The organism is Aquimarina megaterium XH134, assembly GCF_000520975.1.
Classification (GTDB): Bacteria; Bacteroidota; Bacteroidia; order Flavobacteriales; family Flavobacteriaceae; genus Aquimarina; species Aquimarina megaterium.
Genome location: NZ_JACB01000027.1, coordinates 1 through 18,450, shown reverse-complemented (window position 1 = coordinate 18,450; position 18,450 = coordinate 1). Strand labels below are relative to the sequence as shown.

At 30.8% G+C, this 18,450-nt stretch carries 16 protein-coding genes; 5 read left to right on the top strand and 11 right to left on the bottom strand.

Features of this window, described 5'->3' with window-relative positions; all coding sequences use genetic code 11:
• The first annotated feature begins 1,030 nt into the window (after positions 1 to 1,030).
• The 3 genes from Z053_RS0114490 to Z053_RS0114480 all read left to right on the top strand — a co-directional run bounded on the left by Z053_RS0114490 (position 1,031) and on the right by Z053_RS0114480 (position 2,807).
• Positions 1,031 to 1,948, top strand: coding sequence for a hypothetical protein (locus tag Z053_RS0114490; protein WP_025665729.1), 918 nt, complete (start codon positions 1,031 to 1,033; stop codon positions 1,946 to 1,948).
• 4 nt (positions 1,949 to 1,952) lie between these two features.
• A complete protein-coding gene (locus Z053_RS32190) occupies positions 1,953 to 2,075 on the top strand; it encodes a helix-turn-helix domain-containing protein (RefSeq protein ID WP_160170101.1) in 123 nt (40 codons plus the stop codon).
• Positions 2,076 to 2,162: 87 nt separating this feature from the next.
• Positions 2,163 to 2,807 carry a YceI family protein gene (locus Z053_RS0114480; RefSeq protein ID WP_025665728.1) on the top strand — a complete coding sequence of 215 codons (645 nt, stop codon included), beginning with the start codon at positions 2,163 to 2,165 and terminating at the stop codon, positions 2,805 to 2,807.
• A gap of 304 nt (positions 2,808 to 3,111) precedes the next feature.
• On the opposite strand, the gene Z053_RS0114475 is transcribed toward Z053_RS0114480, so the two are convergent.
• Positions 3,112 to 4,761: a serine hydrolase domain-containing protein gene (locus Z053_RS0114475; RefSeq protein WP_025665727.1), complete on the bottom strand. Its 1,650-nt coding sequence runs from the start codon at positions 4,759 to 4,761 to the stop codon at positions 3,112 to 3,114.
• 74 nt (positions 4,762 to 4,835) lie between these two features.
• Entirely contained in the window at positions 4,836 to 5,882 is a 1,047-nt protein-coding gene (locus Z053_RS28650; RefSeq protein WP_025665726.1) for a PD40 domain-containing protein, read from the bottom strand.
• A gap of 287 nt (positions 5,883 to 6,169) precedes the next feature.
• Here Z053_RS28650 and Z053_RS0114465 point away from each other — a divergent pair, with 287 nt between their 5' ends.
• On the top strand, positions 6,170 to 7,306 hold the full coding sequence (locus Z053_RS0114465) for a helix-turn-helix domain-containing protein (RefSeq protein WP_025665725.1): 1,137 nt from the start codon (positions 6,170 to 6,172) through the stop codon (positions 7,304 to 7,306).
• A gap of 133 nt (positions 7,307 to 7,439) precedes the next feature.
• Positions 7,440 to 8,357, top strand: a complete 918-nt coding sequence (locus tag Z053_RS0114460; RefSeq protein WP_025665724.1) for a LamG-like jellyroll fold domain-containing protein — start codon at positions 7,440 to 7,442, stop codon at positions 8,355 to 8,357.
• 138 nt (positions 8,358 to 8,495) lie between these two features.
• Here the strand turns inward: Z053_RS0114460 and Z053_RS30200 are convergent, their stop codons facing one another.
• The 9 genes from Z053_RS30200 to Z053_RS31850 form a co-directional block, all read right to left on the bottom strand.
• Complete coding sequence (locus Z053_RS30200; protein ID WP_025665723.1) at positions 8,496 to 9,668, bottom strand: BspA family leucine-rich repeat surface protein; 1,173 nt, start codon at positions 9,666 to 9,668, stop codon at positions 8,496 to 8,498.
• A gap of 385 nt (positions 9,669 to 10,053) precedes the next feature.
• Positions 10,054 to 11,706 carry a S41 family peptidase gene (locus Z053_RS0114450; protein WP_025665722.1) on the bottom strand — a complete coding sequence of 551 codons (1,653 nt, stop codon included), beginning with the start codon at positions 11,704 to 11,706 and terminating at the stop codon, positions 10,054 to 10,056.
• Positions 11,707 to 11,775: 69 nt separating this feature from the next.
• On the bottom strand, positions 11,776 to 13,062 hold the full coding sequence (locus Z053_RS0114445) for a M20 metallopeptidase family protein (protein WP_025665721.1): 1,287 nt from the start codon (positions 13,060 to 13,062) through the stop codon (positions 11,776 to 11,778).
• Between the two features lie 107 nt (positions 13,063 to 13,169).
• Positions 13,170 to 13,925, bottom strand: a complete 756-nt coding sequence (locus tag Z053_RS0114440; protein WP_025665720.1) for a LytR/AlgR family response regulator transcription factor — start codon at positions 13,923 to 13,925, stop codon at positions 13,170 to 13,172.
• A complete protein-coding gene (locus Z053_RS0114435; RefSeq protein WP_025665719.1) occupies positions 13,906 to 15,000 on the bottom strand; it encodes a sensor histidine kinase in 1,095 nt (364 codons plus the stop codon). Before Z053_RS0114435 ends, Z053_RS0114440 begins: the two co-directional genes overlap by 20 nt.
• Positions 15,001 to 15,366: 366 nt before the next feature.
• A complete protein-coding gene (locus Z053_RS31535; protein ID WP_160170100.1) occupies positions 15,367 to 15,519 on the bottom strand; it encodes a hypothetical protein in 153 nt (50 codons plus the stop codon).
• Positions 15,520 to 15,568: 49 nt separating this feature from the next.
• Positions 15,569 to 16,483, bottom strand: a complete 915-nt coding sequence (locus Z053_RS0114425; RefSeq protein WP_025665718.1) for a Kelch repeat-containing protein — start codon at positions 16,481 to 16,483, stop codon at positions 15,569 to 15,571.
• Positions 16,484 to 16,577: 94 nt separating this feature from the next.
• The gene (locus tag Z053_RS0114420) at positions 16,578 to 17,474 is read right to left on the bottom strand and encodes a hypothetical protein (RefSeq protein WP_025665717.1); all 897 of its coding nucleotides are present in this window, start codon (positions 17,472 to 17,474) and stop codon (positions 16,578 to 16,580) included.
• Positions 17,475 to 17,577: 103 nt separating this feature from the next.
• Complete coding sequence (locus Z053_RS31850) at positions 17,578 to 18,072, bottom strand: hypothetical protein (protein WP_206539217.1); 495 nt, start codon at positions 18,070 to 18,072, stop codon at positions 17,578 to 17,580.
• Positions 18,073 to 18,450: the final 378 nt, after the last annotated feature.

The window sequence follows — 18,450 nt, the reverse complement described above, 5'->3', positions numbered from 1 at the left end:
ACACATTCCCCTACTCTCCTACTGTCGTTTCGGGTAATAAGTGTTTCATTACCTTTTTTTAATGATCATTTCGCTAGCAAACTTTTAAAATAAACTATAGAAGTATTAAACTTTGCTTTTGCCCAAAGCAAAGTGACATAACGCAAGTACATTATAGTACAAATATAATATATGAGTAAAACGGCGGATACCGCGTATTTGATATAATATCAGATATAAGTACGCGCCAGCGTATTATATCGATAGATATTATGTCAAAGCCGTTTTACGCACGCAAGTTTATTATTAGTAACTATAATGTAATACTATGTAAAATATCCCACAGTAATTCTATTTCATAGTGATCTTAGCTACTTGGGTCATTAAAATTCTTTTGTGGCGTTTATGATTAAACCTTACGTTTATATTTGTAGCTATAATTTGCCGTTATGTAAAATTGCCGCTGCCTTATGCGCTCGATTGTTTTTTTAAAATAATTATGCTGTCGCAGTAATTTTTTTAAACACAATTATCCATCGCTTGCCAACGTCAAAAAACAAAAGCTTTCAACTTCGTATTTATAATTCGTCTGTAATTGAAATTCTCGTAGTAAAAAGTTTTCAGAAGCTTCTCGTTAGCATTGCGCAACAGTACAAAATTTTCCCTTGCACAATTCCTCGCTTAAAAATTTCTGTACACTTGCTTTGTTCTTGCTTTCATTAGAATATTCTTTTAACTGTAACTTCTAATATTATGTAAAATAGAAATTGAAACTGTAGAACTTCTTAAGGTTTCATTTATCTTTTTTTTTGATAAAAAAAGAAACAAAAAAATCAAGACTGCATAAAACTTTGGAAATAATTAACGCTTCTTTACGCTATATTTTAGGAAGCATTGTAACTAACCAAGACTACTTAAGAAAAAGCCTTAAAATGTAGAAACATCAATAAAAACAATAACTAAATCCCTAAAATATGGTAGCTCCACTCACCTATTGTTTTAACCAAAGTTTTATGAGGTCATCAAAATATCATTTAATTATTTTTGTTGTATGAGAATTGAATTAAGCATTGTAAATATTTTAGAAATATTATCAATTGGTACAGCTGCTATTTTTGGATTGTTTTTTATACTTAATAATACTAAAAATAATAGAGCAAATATTTTTTTGGGTTTATTTTTATGGTCTTTAGCTACTGAAGTTTTATCTACCTTTTTTGAAAGAATAGAGTTCAATAAATTTAATTTTAGTTTTATTGGGCAAATAACACTTCCATTCTTATTTCTTTATATAATAGGTACTTTAAACTACAAAGTAAAAAAAGAATATATTTTCTTATTAATTTTTCCACTTGTATTTAAATTATTAAATTTTAATACAATTTATGTCTTTCATATATATGATATAACATTATTAGTATTCACTTTGATTATTATTAATAAACATAATCAAAAGTTAAATAGCTTCCACTCAAATATTGAAAATAAAACACTTAATTGGATGAAGGCAATAGTATACATATATTTATTTTTTTATTCTTTTTGGGTTATTGAAGATTTGGTTAGTCTTGTAAGTAAGGAAGTAATAAAATATTTTGCCTTTGGGTCTTCAATTATGACTCTTCTAATGATTTATTGGGTTGGTTACAAAGGATTTTCTCAACCTGAAATATTTACTTCGAAAATTAATTTAAAAAATAATAAGGAAGAGATAATAGCTATAACTAAAGAAACTTCATCTAAAAAAAATACTGAAAATGAGTTTTCTCATTTAATTAAAATCATACAAAAAGAAAAGTTGTTTTTAAATGCTGAAATTAATTTATACATATTATCAAAACAATTAAATGTTACAGAGAGAAAACTTTCAGAGTTGATAAAAATTCACACCAATAAGAACTTTTATCAATTTATGAATCAATTTCGTGTAGAGGAATTTAAAAGCCTGATTTTGACTAAAAAAAATTGAACAAATGTCTTTATTAGGTTTGGCTATGGAATCTGGATTTAACTCAAAATCAGCTTTTTACAACGTATTTAAATCTATTGAAGGTATAACTCCTAAACAATATTTAAAGTCTATTAAAGAGTCCTAAAAACTGTTGTAAGGACTTATTTATTTTCACTTTCTATTTAATTGGACATAGATTTGTCTTTTTTATAAACTTTAAAATCAAGACTAAATGAAAAGAGTTAGCATTATATTATTTCTTTTAATTTTTTCATCATGTAAAAACGATAAAAACAATATTAAAACAGAAAAAGAAAAAGAAGTTATTGAGTTATCTAATACTGACGTAACATACACAATTAATACAGAACAAAGCATTATAAAATGGGAAGGATTTACTCCTATTGCTGGAGATGGTCATAATGGAACAATAAAATTATCTAGTGGTCTTGTGCAACTTAAAAATAACGACCTAAAATCTGGTAACTTTATTATTGATATGAATACTATTGAAAATTCAGATATTGAAGATGAAAAAGAAAAAGGAGAATTAGTAGAGCATCTCAAAAATTCTGATTTTTTTGATGTGAAAAAATTTCCAGAAAGTAAATTTGAAATAACTAATGTTATAAAGGATGATGGTAAAACTTTCCTTGAAGGAAATTTTACTATGAAAGGAAAAATTAATAACATAAAAATTCCAATTTCCATAAACAAATCTAAAGATGAGTTAACTATTGTTAGCAATACTTTTAATATAGACAGGACTAAATGGGGAATAATTTATGATTCTGGTTCGTTTTTTAAAGACCTAGGAGACCACTTAATCAAAGATAATATCCAGATTGAATTTAATTTGAAAGGTTATTTAAAATAGAAAATAAATTCCATTTCACACACATTATGCTTCCCTCCTACGTCGTCGCATAAAAAGTGTTTTATTACATTGTAGAAGAAACTTTTATAATAAATTTTCAAGAAAATAAAGTAACAACTTTCGCTTTTAATCAAAGCTCAAGTTACATAACGCAGAACATTATAGTACACATAACAATATCTAGAGAGTCCGGTGGACTCTCTAGATATTGTTGGCGAGATGATGCGTTGGCAAATGTTACGTATTGTGGTTAACTAAGTGCCAGCATATTATATGGATAGATATTATGTCAAAGCCATTGGTTTTATTGCTTTTCTAGTATTGCAGGTAATATATAATCGGTCATCATTTTATTAACATTGATTTGATTACCTGGTTTACCATATGCTGAGGCAGTGATAACCACAACAAAAGGAATGTCTTTAAAAACAAGGATCTTATTACCCCCGTTGCCTGCGGAAAAAAAAACTTCGTAGTTTTCCCCATCTACTTTATATATATTATTAAAAAAAAGGTACCCATAATATCCTTCTTCTCCTGCATCTGCATAAGCTCTGGATACTTGTTTGGTTAAGCTTTTCTCTACCCATTCTTCAGTGAGGATTTGTTTGCCATTCCATTTGCCTTTGTTTTTATAAAGTTGTCCATATTTTGCAAAATCAATAGCGCGTAGTTGTATTCCTCCACCTGTATATGCAATATGTTGAGGGGTATAAAACCACTTATAATTGGTAATACCTAAGGGGGCAAATAATTTTTTATCAGCAAAGGAAACCAGTCCGTTTGGAACTGATTTATGAATGATATCCCCTAGCAAACCAGAACCAGCAGTAAAGTAATTATAATCCTTACCTATTACTTTATTTTTATGCATAGGTAAATCTAAAGTAAATTTCACCCAGTTATCAGTAGATTGCATTTTAAATTCAGTCCCTGGACTGTCTTCGTCATTATCATTGCCAAGAAATCCAGAACTCATTGTTAATAGTGATTTTAGAGTTACAGAATCTTTTTTTGGACTATAATTTTTATAGGATTTTAAATCATAAAAATCTTTTAATAAAACATTTTCATTTTTTATAAATTTTTCTTCAATTGCTATTCCCATTATTGTAGAGGCAAATGATTTTCCTACCGACATAGGGTTGTGTAAACTATCTCTTGTTGTTCCATTAAAATATTCCTCTATTAAGAGTTTACCATTTTTTATCACTACAATTCCGTTAATATCTTCAAACCTACTTTCTGCTATTTTTCTATTTAGAGCTTCAATTTTATTGTTGTCAAAATTATCTTTAGAAATTTCCCAACCATTATTAGGCTGTATTTTCTGAACAGGAACTAAATTTTCATCTATATGTATTTTAGGTACTTCTACAGCGATATTTCCTTTTGCCAAAAGAGGGCCAACTTTTAATGTACCATCCCTTAAATACGGCTTTATTTCTATGCTTAACGTGTGATTTCCTTCGGTAAACACATCTAGCCCGCCATTAATTTTCATAAATCGTTGCCACATAAACCAGCCCCAGAAATTAATTTGTTCTGGTGTTACTAGTGCTATTACTTGCCTAAGTTTTTCTGTTTTACGTGTTTTTGGCCCTGCTCCAGTGTTTAAGTTTTCCGCATAAATTAATTTTCCATCTACTAAATATGAAAATTGAAAATTTCCTTTGCTTAATAATTCATCTTCAGATAAGGATGGGGCTAATTCTTGAAGACTTTGTATCAATGGTTTATCTAAGTTGAAAACAATACTAAGGTAGTTGTCGTTATGTAAATTGAAGTTTTTTGAATATTCTTCTGAGGAAATTTTAGCTTTTGTAAAATCTACTGTTGAAAAATATAAATTTTCTATTTCGGTTGAATTCGTATTATCTGATTTTGACTGACTATTATTCTTGCATGATATTAATATACATACAATAAGTACTAAAAAATGATTTGATTTCATAATTGGAATTTGATTTGATGAAAAATGTCGTTTTAAAACATTTTATAATTGTATAGAATTAACACTTATGACATTTATTTTAATCTCTTATAGCGTTCTAATATTTTTGCGTCTACCCAATAAATATCTTGGTTACTTGTATAAAAAAAGTATTTTCCGTCTTTACTTACAAACGGACAAAGTTCATGATTTTTAGTGTTTATGCGTTCACCCATATTGACAGATTTAGACCATGTTCCGTCCGTGTTCTTAAAGCTAATGTACAGATCGCCTCTACCAAGACCATCTTGTCTTGTTCCGCAAAAAATAATATAAGACTCATCTGGGGCAATAAAAACATCTGCTTCGTAGCCTAGCGTGTTGATTGAATCACTTAATGAAACTGGCTTTTGAAATTCTCCTTTTTCATATTTTGAAGCATAGATGTCGAAGTTAGACCCAACTTTGTTTGATGAAAAATACATAGTACCATTGTAGGTAAATGAAATGTAATATTCATCATTATTTGAGTTGATTTTTGGTCCAGCATTTATAGGTTCCGACCATCCGTTAGCAAATCTTTCAACATACCAGATGTCATAATCTTTTGGATCCCCTAAACCATCTAAAGCTCTTTTAGATATAAAATACAATCTATTCTCGTCAGGTGAAAGAAAAGGGTCATTATAACCATATTTTTCATGTACCAAAATTATTTTGGGTTTGCTCCAATTGTCTCCTACAAGTTTAGAATATCGAATTTCTTCTTTTCCATTGATCGCAACTCCATAAAAGAATTCAGTAGCATCACTATTAAAGACTGATCCAAACTCGTATTCATCCTCTTTAGAAATAATATCGGGTGCAAAAATTTGAGGAATGGTAGATGGTGGTTTTTGTTTTAGATATTTGAGTTTTTCATTAACCTGGTTTAAACAACTTGTTGTTGTTTGATCTTTTCTCTTATCGGGATTTTTCACAGGAAGTTTGTGTTGTAAGTAGTCAAAAATCTTATCTTTTTCCGATTTAATATACCCTTTGTCTATAGCTATATTACTTTTATTTGTTTTAGAAAAATTAAGTTGAGCATTACTGTCGAGAAGGCACAAAAAAGAAATTACGATAATGAGTTTATATTTCATCGGTATTTTTTAAAATTTTACAATCATCAAACTAATAGAAAGCAACTATCACTTAATAAAATGAAATTAACATTGTTATTTTTCACTTTAATTTTTTTGTAAAGAAAACTTTTTTTTGTCATCAGATGTAACTATTGTCATTATTAGATGTCCTAAACTATAGTATCAGACTATTTTGTTAATCTATACATAAATAAAGATCAAATTCTAACTAAATGAAATGATAAAAAATATCAAACTCATTTTTATGTTAGACTAAAACACAACAATATTAAAATTTTGAGTGGATGAGTATATCGCTATATGAACTTTTTCTGGTATTGATTATTGGTCAGTGTATTTTTTTGATTTTTGCCATTCAGTATATCCCTAAAAAGCATACAGGAGCAAATAGGGCTATACAGTACTTATTAGCTATTTATAGCCTTTTTTTATTCGAAAGAGCTATGGGGCATCAATTTGAAAGAGAATTTTTGAGGCTATATGGTAATATCATTAATATTTTTTATCTTTTTATTGGGCCTTTAGTTTACACGTATATTAGGCGGTTACTTTTTTATAAAAACGGAAATTATCAGTTAGCATACTATCACTATTTGCCAGCACTATTGTATTTAGCATACTGTTTTTTTCATGTTTATATTTATGATTCAATAAAGGATGTAAGCAGTTATTTTAACACTTTATTGTTTTGTAACGACATCATATTTTTCATTTTTATCTCGGCTTATTTATTCAAATCTAATAGACTACTAAATTACTATAAGAGGAATGAAGGACAAGAATTATCCTTTAATCAAACCATTATAAAATATATAGAGGTTATGCTCATTGGTTTGCTGGTTTATATGATTTTTTGGTTGTTAGGCATTGTTGAACGCTTTATTGTTAAATTACCAATTGATATTAGAATGATATGGGATATATCATGTTTAATCTTTGGTATACAGATTTATATAGTAGGTTTTTATAATTTAAAACATCCAGAAATATTCAAAATTCGTTTTCCTTCTAAGAATGAAAATATATCTAAAAGAAAGAATATACTAGAAGAAAATGAAATAAGTAAGATTCAAAACATAGTTGATATTTTTTTTAAAGAAAAAAAAGGATATAGACGAACAGAATTAAGTTTGTCAATTTTAGCTAATGAAATTAATACTACAACTAATAAATTGTCATGGGTTCTCAATAATATCTACAAAAAAACTTTTTATGAACTGGTTAATGAATATAGAGTTGAAGATTTTTTACAAAGAATCAAAGAAAATGACCATAAAGAATTTACAGTAGTTTCTATAGCGTTTGATGTTGGGTTTAATTCTAAATCTACTTTTTATAAGGCATTCAAAGAAATAACAAATTTTACTCCTACAGAATATATTAGAAAGGTTGAGAATTCGCAAAAACTTAAAGAGTATTAATAAATTGTATCATCTCACAATTTATATACATTTTCCCTCCCGCCTCTGCCCTACAGTATTTATTGAGAGAAATATACACTAGCAAAGTTTTAATTAGTATTTTTGATTTGTTTCATCTATATTTCTTTAAGTTATGCCTATTACATCAATAAGAAGAATGTTTGTATTTATCATTACAATTTTTGCTGTTACCATACATTCTTGTAAACAGGAAAAAAAATCCAAAGAAATAACGGTTACAAATCATAGTAAAGCTAATTTAAAAGAAGCACTAACCTTTTATGCTTCTTTTGATAAAGGAGTTGATGCAGATTTTTCATTAGGTGATACACGTATGTTTACAGTACCAAATAGAAAAGCGATAGATTCTGCAAAGGTTGGATTACACAAACCAGATATTAGCAGGCAAGAAGGAAAAGGAAAATATGGTTATGGATTAGTGTTTACAGAGCGTAGCAAGGGAAATATTTATTATCCTAGTGAAAAAAATATAGCTTATAATAAAGAAAATTGGAGTGGAGCAGTTTCATTTTGGTTAAGTTTAGATCCTGCTACCGATTTAAAACCCGGCTATTGTGATCCTATTCAAATTACTGATGTAAGTTATAATGATGCTGCTATTTGGGTTGATTTCACCAAAGAAAACCCTCGTGATTTTCGATTAGGAGTTATTGGAGATCGAAACGTATGGAATCCAAATCCTGAAGGACCTGATAACGAGAACCCCATTTTTAATAAGCGTCTAACTGGAGTAAAAAATCCACCTTTTGGTAGTGATCAATGGACACATATTTTGATTAATTTTTCTAATCTAAATACTAATAATGGACAGGCATCTCTGTACATGAATGGTAAGCTCAAGGGTACTCGTAAGAATATTGACACGCCTTTTACTTGGGATTTGTCTAAATCTAATATTTATTTGGGATTAGGATATATCGGACTTATGGATGAGTTATCTATTTTCAATAGAAATTTAACAGATAAAGAAATCATAACATTGTATGAGTTAGAAAATGGTGTACACACTATTTTAGAAATAAAGAAATGATACCCGTAATAATACCCAGAAAACCCTTAGATAAATTGGGAATTAAACTTAATATACAAAGAAATTGAAATAAAACGGGTTTTTAGATTTTAGTTAGAGAATAATTTTAGAATGCTTGCTAATTTATTTCCAGACATGTTAAGGTGTGCAATTTATAAAATTTGGCGTATTGACAGCAGTAAGTGGTGCATTAGAGGCAAAATTATGACAGAATATCGCATTGCTTACATTCCAATTTGCAATGTCTTGATTAAATAGTGTATCTCTAAACATAGAACCCATATTGGTCGCATTACTCACGTTCCAACTACTAATATCTCGATTAAACGAGGAATTTCTGAACATAGAGAACATATTTACCACATTGCTTACATCCCAACTATCAATGTTTTGATTAAACGGAGTTCCTCTAAACATAGAACGCATATCAGTTACATTTTTTACATCCCAACTGCCGATGTCTTGGTTGAATGAAGAGTTTCCAAACATAGAATCCATATTAGTTACATTACTGGTGTCCCAAGTATTAAAATTTCCATTAAGAAGAGTATTAACAGCAAAAAACATATTAGACATATCTGTTACTTGAGAAAGATCTGGAGCATCAACAGCATTTATAATCAAGGTATTTACCCCTGCAAAAGCACTATGCATTGTTAACCATTGTATAGTACCCCACTGCTCTACTGTACGTATCTGAGTTTGAGAAGCAATATTCGAAAAATCTATTGCAGGGAAGGTGCCACTGATGCTCACGGTATGGATACCTGCATTAGAGTAAATATGGGTAGCATCTGTTGTTCTGCCAGTTTGAGTTGTACCATCACCCCAATCTATTGTGTAATCATAGGTGAACTCCGTTGACCGTGTAGATATGGTTACCATTTCATTACTACTAGTGGTTTGCCAAGTAGTTACAAAAGAAGTATCGTCTACATCGGTTAGATTTATGGTTACTATAGCCTCGGCTGTAGTTTTACCATCGGTAACCAATACAGTAATGGTATGGCTTTGAGAGGCTTCATAATCTAAAACTTTCAAATCATCAAGACTTAGTATTCCCTCATCACTAATTTCAAAAAGATGATCATCATTAACGCTAATACTAAACACTAGTGTATCGCCATCTGGGTCAATGGCTTCAATTGAGCCTATTGGTATATTATCAGCTATATTTTCAGCAACAGTAAAGCTTTGGTTATTTATAACGGGAATATTATTTTGAGCTATCTTCAGATCATCATCGTTACTACAATTTAAGAATGTAGTAAGCACAAAAAGTAGTACAATAAATTTTACTAGATTTTTCATATCAATAACAAGTTTTTTTATTTTTTAAATAATTTCCACTATCAACCTTCTAGAAAAAGCTAATTTTTATTTTTACAGAATCATCACCTTTTTAGCTAAGAATTTTCCCAATATACTTTTCTACCGTTTAATCAAATAGCTCGATTAAAGAACCTTTAAGGTTAGATGATGTTAAATGTTATGAAGTGACTAATCTATAATTTTAAACGTTAAGGTGTAATGACAAATTAACAAAACCCTATTTTGAATTTATGGACTGAGGTTTTCGATTGACCTGACTATGCATTCATTCCTGTGTTTTATAAAAATTAAAATGCCATAACTGGCATTTTAATTTTTACACATGATTTCCAACCAATCTGATCAAACCTTTATTTAATTTTGACTAATTTGCTATTTTCAAAAGTGCTTCTTTGGCAACTTTACCTATATCACCATCAGAATCTAAAGAAATGGCTTTTTTGAGTGCTTCTCTTGCTTTAGTAGAGTCTTGTAGTGCAATGTACGATTCCCCTAGATATTTATAAGCATTTGCAGAATTTGGGAATAGTTGTAAAACCATAGAAAATACTTGAGTAGAAGCCTGAATTTGTGGTGTACGACCACTTTGCAATAAAATGTTTCCTAATTTAATTAATTCCATCTCAAAATCACAAAACGCATAAATCGGGTCTTGAATCATTTTAGGAAGTTCTTCTGCCAGTTTTTGTGTTTGTCCAGATAAATACAAGCTTACGATATAATCCATTGGCTTAGGTTTAAAATCCTGTACATTAAAAGTTAATGCTGCTTCTAATACAGGATCTTGATTGCTTGCATACTCATCAAAACTCATAGTAACTGGAATACTAGGGGCTATCCAATCTGCATTTTCTAAGGCTGGCTTATCTTGCCACCATAAATACGATAAAGAAATATTAATAGCACTATTTGGTAGTGTTACAGGGCGGTTATCCCCCCAAAAATTAACATTTTCTGCTGTGGGTTCCCCTACAAAAATAACATTGGTATAATTGTCTATTTCATTAACGAGATTTTGACAAGCAGAAAAGGTTCGTTTTCCTATAATAACAAATAGCTTTCCTATTTTATTTATCTTTTCGGCTTTAATAAGACCTTTTATAACATCTTTATTTAAATAGTTATTTCCACCGCCATTTAAACGTAAATCAATAACTAACTTTTCGGTATCATTAGTTTCTATTTCATTAAAAACACGAGCATAAAAATCCTTAGTACTTTCTTCGGCTTCATCTGCTATTCTACTATGTCTAACATACATCGTCTTTTCTTTGGTTAAGTATTCTGAGAAATAAACCTTATCTAGCTGTTGTAAATATAAATGTGTTGTTGATTGATCTCTTGCATCCAACCAATTTTCATCTTGATGTACATAACCACGGTGTGTGGGTACTGTCTCTCCTTTAGCCAATGCACTAAAGGATTGGGTAAATACGTTGCCATTTTTTTCTAACGTAAGTGCTACCTTATTTTGAAGGGTCTTTGTTATTTTTTGGGCATGTAAAATTTCAGGATATCGTATGTTATTAATTCCGTAGGCTTTAAAATATTGCGAATTTTCTACTTCTACTGTCGGTTCAATTGCTTTTAGAACTTCTGAAATTGGCTTCCCTTCTATCGCTATGACTTTTGCTCCAACTGCTTCTGGGTAGTTCTTGTGTGTTCCTTGAATATAAATTCCATCATTAAATTCATATAAATTGAAAGGCAATTGTGAAAATTCAAAAGGCTTTTGATGAAAACTAATATAGGTATGCCCATATTTGAATAAAGACACAAGTCGAGAAATCCCAACTATAATTTCGTGTTCTTGTAAATTAGGAATGTCATTGTATAGTGTTTCTACTTCGGTATCAAAAATCTCCTTAGTTGTTTTTACAAAAAGATGTGAATAATCGTTATGTATGGTGTTTTGAATAAAACGAAGATCTTCTTGCCATTGTACTTTGGTTAACCTCTCTTGAGACCATAGTTGAGCAAATAAAAATAGGTTGAGTATAATTAGTATTTTTTTCATGATATTATTTTTTAACCTGAATGTATTTCAGGGATTTTGATTATATATTGATTGATGAATTAAAAGTGTTTATTTACTGTTCGTTCTTTCTAAAATTAAAGTTGCAAATGATTGTACGCCATATTTTATGGTGGTTTCGTCTACAGCAAAATTTGGTGTATGGGGCATAGAACTTATACCTTTTTCAATATTAGATCCTCCTAAGAAAAAGAATACTCCTGGTACTTTTTGCTGATAGAATAAAAAATCTTCACCAAAATAAGGAGCTTGGCCGTACAGTAGTTTAAACATTTCTTTGTTATAGAAACTAGAAATTGTTTGTGATGCAATTTTTGTGAGTTTAGGATCATTTATAGGAGTTCCCGAGTAGTCTTTTGAATATTCAATAGAAATAAAAGCATCTTTAAATTTAGAATTAAGGATTTGCTTTTTTATTTCAAGAGGTATGCTATTCACTTTTTTTACGTCAGTTTCAAGAAAACTAGCATTATAAAAAGTAACACCCTTATCTGTATTAAGTCCTGCACCCTGTAAAATGAAGTAATCTTTAAAAATTGTTTCTTTGTTTGTCAACCCTATTTCAGAATCTGAAATCTTATTTATGATATCCCAGATTGAGCCATTCTGTTCTATATTACGAACAAAACCTTTTAATATAGTATTCATAAAGTTTTCTAACTCTTTTTCATTGGTGCTAGGCTTGAATTTTATCTTAAGTGATTTTTGATAAGTAAATAACTCATTAGCCTTAACATTAATCTCTCCCGATGGACCAGGGCCAATGTGTAATCCATAAATTTCATCTGGTTTAATAATGTCAAAAAGGCCATCTTTAATCATATCCTTTGCACCCGTAAAGGTTTCTTCGGCAGGCTGAAAAATGAAATAAATAGTACCTTCTAAGTTTTCTTTTTGTTGCGATAGAACATTAGCAATTCCCAAACCAATTGTGGTATGCACATCATGACCACAAATATGCCGTATGCCTTTATTTTTAGATTTAAAATCTACAACATCTGCTTCGTCTGTTTTTATAGCATCCATATCGGCTCTCCAAGCTATTTTTCTTCCTTTTTTATCACCTTTTAGGATTCCTACTACTCCATGTCCTCCAACATTCGTTTTAACTTCTAACCCTAAATTTTTTAAGTATTCTGCTACAATTTGAGAAGTTCTTTTTTCTTGTTTCGAAATTTCGGGGTTCCTATGTAAATCCCTTCTAATTTTAACCAAGCTATTATAGATGGCATCAGTTTGTTTTACTATTTGTTGGTAGGAACTCGTATTTGTATCTGATTGTGCAGAAAGTATTGCGGTAGTTACTAAAAGAAATATGACTATAAGTTGTGTTTTCATGATATAATTTTGTTTGTTATATATCACAAATATTGTCTTATTATGTCATTAGAAATAGTGCTTTTTGTTGAAGTATCGTATTTGATATTTGAAACGTCACAGCAGTATTATTTGTTCATCCAGTCTTTAAAATCACTGGTCTTTTGTCTACTTACAATAAACTCCTGATCTCTTGGATTGGAAACAGATAACTTTACTCTATGATTAAAATACGGTTCTATTTTTTGAATTGAAATTTTGGAGATAATCTGACCTCTATTAATTCTGTAAAATTTAGTGTCATCTAAGGAATCAAATAATTGGTCCATCGTTTCATCTATGATGTAGCGTTTGTTATGGGTGATACCAAAAGTGATACTATCCTGCGAATATATATACAATAACTCTGACACCCTTATTTGTACAAAGCCACTCCCCTCTTTTACCAATATTCCTGAGCGTTTTTGTGGGGTTTGAATACTACTCAAGAGTTCTTTTAAGATATTGGGTTCTATTGGATTAGATAGGCTTTTAGATTTTGAAAATTTGTGTAATGCAGCATCTAAGTCTTTTTGTTGAATGGGCTTTAGTAAATAGTCAATACTATTTACTTTAAATGCTTGAATAGCGTATTGGTCAAATGCTGTAGTGAAAATAATAGGTGCAGTAACTTCTACTTTTTGAAATATCTCAAAACTCAATCCATCTGCTAGTTGAATATCCATAAATACTAGTTCAGGAGTAGTGTTCTTTTGAAACCATACGACAGCATCTTCAACGGTATCAATAATATCTAATAATTGAAAATCAAGAGTGCTTTTCTTTAACAAGTTTTGTAACTGACTTGCAGCCCGGGGTTCATCTTCAACAATTAGTATTTTCATGAGTTGTATTTTGATTTGATGCTTTTAATAATGGAAGAGAAACTGTAAAATACTCCCCGTTATTATTGATAATAAGTGCTTTACTTGATATAAGTTGATACCGTTTTTCAATATTCTTTAATCCAATTTTTGTGGATGGTATTTGGGTTGACTTCGTTTGTATTTTATTACTTACCACTAAATAATCCTCTTTAATTTCTATAGTAATAATCAAAGGTTTCGCCCTAGAAACGATATTGTGTTTTATAGCATTTTCTAGTAAAAGCTGCAAACTCATAGGGACAATCATAGCCATTTGTTTGCTTTCCGGAATACGCCAATTTACCTTTAGGTTATCTCCAAATCTTTCTGATTGAATATGAATATAAGCTTTTGCAAATTTTAATTCTTTTTGTAATGAAATTAAGTTGGTATTTCCTGATTCTAGTATAAATCGATATACATCAGACAGATTATCAACAAACCCCTTCGCATCTTCTTTAGCATCTTGATCAATAATATCACGTAAGGTGTTTAAACTATTAAATAAAAAATGAGGTTGTGCTTGATTTCTTAGAGTATCTAACTGTGCTTGTATCATTATTTGTTTGGTCTGCTCTTCATCTCTAATTGATTTTTTAAGCCTAACATAATAATAAATTGCCTCATATATCGCCATTGTCATAATAATGATTAAAAAAACGGGCAAAAGAACCTTCAATATTACCATATGGGTAGAATAGAATCCCAAAAAGGTAAACAATTGTGCAAGCAAAAAACCCATTGTAAAGTCAACAAACAATATCACACAAATAATTGCAAAAAGAAGGAAGATAATACGTTTTAAATCATCTTTAAAGTCAGGATATCTTTTCCGTAAATGAATCAAAATAAATCTTATGATACACCAATCACAGATTGTAGGAATTAATGAAGCAAACCAACCTATGAGTACTAATTCTATTGATGCTCTTTCTGATGGGTTATTGAATAAATAGTTTGTTATAAGGCTTATAATAAGAATACCAATTACAGAAAACCAAATATCATTAAAACCTAGATATTGTATGCGTTTTTTTTTATTAAATAGTACCATGAACTATAAGTGTATTAGCAGTATACCTTGTTTAACTTGATAGAATACAAATCCAAAAGCAATTACAGTAATAACCTGATTCCTACTTCTAGTTTTCCATTATTAGAGGCATCATACGAATAACGGAATTATTTGTATCCTGTACAAACCAAAAAAATGGACTTTTATTTGTAGTTCAAATATCTTAGGATTGACAAAAAAATGAAATCATAATATTTTGAAATGTCGTAATATGTTTCTGAATTGTTATACTTTTAGATATAATACCATACCACATTAGTTGACAAAATAAACCTCACCTATGTCTTCGGCAAACTCACCACCGAGCTGCCAGCCACCTTTGGAGAGGGAATTGGGAACAAAAATTTAAGGTGTTAAACCAGGTGTTTTATAACCAAAATAGGGATCTTCTACAGGGGGTTGTGTATCATTGTCTTTTGCTTTCTGATTTTTGGTATTACAAGCATTTAAAAATAAAACAAATACAAGTATTAAAAGTATAGAGTTGTAATTTCTCATTGTTTAGATTTTTATCATGTTTGCTAAGGCCTAGATATTTCATGTACTATCATTCAACCAATGTTCCTTCATATACAGTATCATATTTGTTAAAATCAGTATCATTCCCTCCAATCATATAAATCTTACTATTGAGTGTAGCAATACCTCCTATCTGTATTGGTTTGGGTAAATTGGTTGATTTAATCCATGTATCGTTTGTTGTATTATAAATATATACACTTGAAACGGCTTTTTCGTCTTTGTTTTGCCCACCAGGAAAAATAATTTTATCATTTATTATCGTACTACCAAGCAAAATAGAAATCCAAACAGGACAATTCTTTTTCGTTTCCCATGTATCAGAAAGTGTATCATATTTCCATAAAACATCGCCACAAAGCACATAAATATTGTTCCCGACAGCAGAAATTATTGAACTTTCACAAGGCATAGGTAGAGGGGATAAGGTTTGCCATGAATTTGATTTTGGATTATAAACTTCATTTTTATCAGTTTTCACGACTTTATTTGTCGTGCTAGACTTAGTTATTCCACCCATAACATAGATTTTATCATTAACTACACACGAAGTGTTGTGTTGTCTTCCAGTTGGCATTGGTGTCAATACATTCCATTTGTTGCTTAAAGGATTATAAGCTTCTAGTCTGTCTAGTGGTCCTCTTGCTCCTCCTGCTCCTCCAATAACATAAATTAATCCATTTATTTCTACTAAACTTACATTCCACCCCCGAGTAATCATATTTGTTGTTTTCTTCCATGTATCTTCAACGACATTATATTCATAAACTCCTGAAACTTTAGAATGTGCCTCCATAAAATAGATATTATTATTGCAGCTTACTGCTGCTCCCCTCATAGGTTGTGGAAGCTTTGCCTTTTCCTTCCATTCTATTTTTTGAGCAAATACTCCTGAAAAAATGAATGCTATTAGTAGAAATAAAATAATCCTTCTTTTTTTCATTGTTTACTTATTTGTGTTCGCAATTTATAATTTCAACTCGCCAGCTGGCTCATTCACTAAAAAGGTCAACTAGGCTTTTTCTATACGTTCCGCCCTATTTGGATCTGAGATTCTCAATAACCTGAGTAGATACCCAATGTTTTTTACCCACATAATAAGTTCTTCCATCTTCCTTTTCTATCCATTCTCCTCTAGTAAAAAATAAGTATTTCTCATCTTGTGTCACCATGGGTGAGCTTTCTTGCATTTCACTATTAATCGCTTGCCCCATATTCATTGGAGGTGACCAAGAGTTCTCTTTATCTTTTTGTTTAAAACTGATATAGAGATCTGCTTGCCCATATCCACCTTCTCGTCTAACATCCCAAATTAAATAAGATTCGTCTGGTGCAATAAAGGGATGAGCTATGTATTCCCCTGTATTAATATCAGCATTCATTCTTACTGGATTTTCATACTTGCCGTCTACAAATGGACAATAATAAAGAGAGCCATTTATGTTCATGTCTTCTTTTTTATAAACAGCATAATAATAAGTTCCATTGGATGAAATAGACCAACCATGTGCTTGGTCTTTTAAAAATTCACCTGTACTTTTGGGCTCTGACCAACCAGTGTCTGTCCGTTTTCTATACTCTTTACCAACGTACATCGTATTGCCATCCTCAGAGAACCTTGGCCATTTTATATCGGTCTCAGATTCCTGACCCCAACTATTATTTTCATACCGAATAACAAAAAATGTGCGTTTTTCATATTTCCCATTTTTCCTAGTGAAATAGAATTCCTTCATATCTTGCGAAAACCTACCCCCTTCAAAACTTCCTTCTGGAGAAAGAATATCAGGAGCAAAAAGTTCAGGAATTAAACCTGGTGGCTTTTGTCCAAAATAACGATCTTCAAATACTGGAAAGCTAGAAGCGTTTTCATTATTACCTTGAGCAAAGGCAGTATGAAGCGATATAACTAATGTTAATATTAATGATTTCATTGTTTTCATATTTTCTTTCTTTGTGTTCTTTATTTATAATTTCAACCCGCCAGCTGGCTCGTTCACTAAAAAGGTCTACTAGACCTTTTCTATACGTTCCGCCCTATTTAGGTCTAAGATTTTCAATAACCTGAGCATCTACCCAGAATATGTCCCCATCTGAGTCTGCTTTATTAAAAAAAAAATATTTTCCGTCCGGAGTTACGTATCCTCCAGATTCCCAAGAACTAGTATTAATTTTATCTCCCATATTAATGGCAGCACCCCATGAACCGTCTTGCTGTCGAAAACTGATATACAGGTCAGAATCACCATATCCATTGTCTTTTTCACTATCCCAGATTAAATAGGACTCATCTGGCGCAATGAAGGGATGGGCAGTCCATTTACCTGTGTTAATCTCCTTACCTAGAAGTTTAGGTTTTTGACGCTTACCATCCTTAATTGTTGACATACGGATTACATCGTTACTTTTATAATCATCAAAAACATAGGTGCCTTTGGTGGATGCCGACAAACGCATAATACCCCAGTCTTCCCTGTCAAACATGGGGCCAAGACTTTTTACCTCTGACCAACCAGTCTCGGTACGTTCCATATATTTGCTACCCAAGTGCATGATCTTACCATTCGGAGCGACGATGGGCCGACCTACTCTGGGACCCACCACAAACTCGCGCCATCGGTTATTTTCGAATTTAAAAACAATTAACGACCATTTTTTACTTTTGACATCTTTCCTAGTAAAATAGAACTCTTTCATGTCGGGTGTGAAGAAAGCACTAAGGTCACGATGCTCTGTCGAAACAATTCCAGGAGCAAAAACTTCAGGTGTTAATCCAGGTGGCTTTTGCCCAAGATAGGAATCTTTTACAGGGGGTTGTGTATCATTGTCTTTTGCTTTCTGATTTTCGGTATTACAAGCATTTAAAAATAGAGTAAATACAAACATTAAAAGTATAGAGTTGTAATTTCT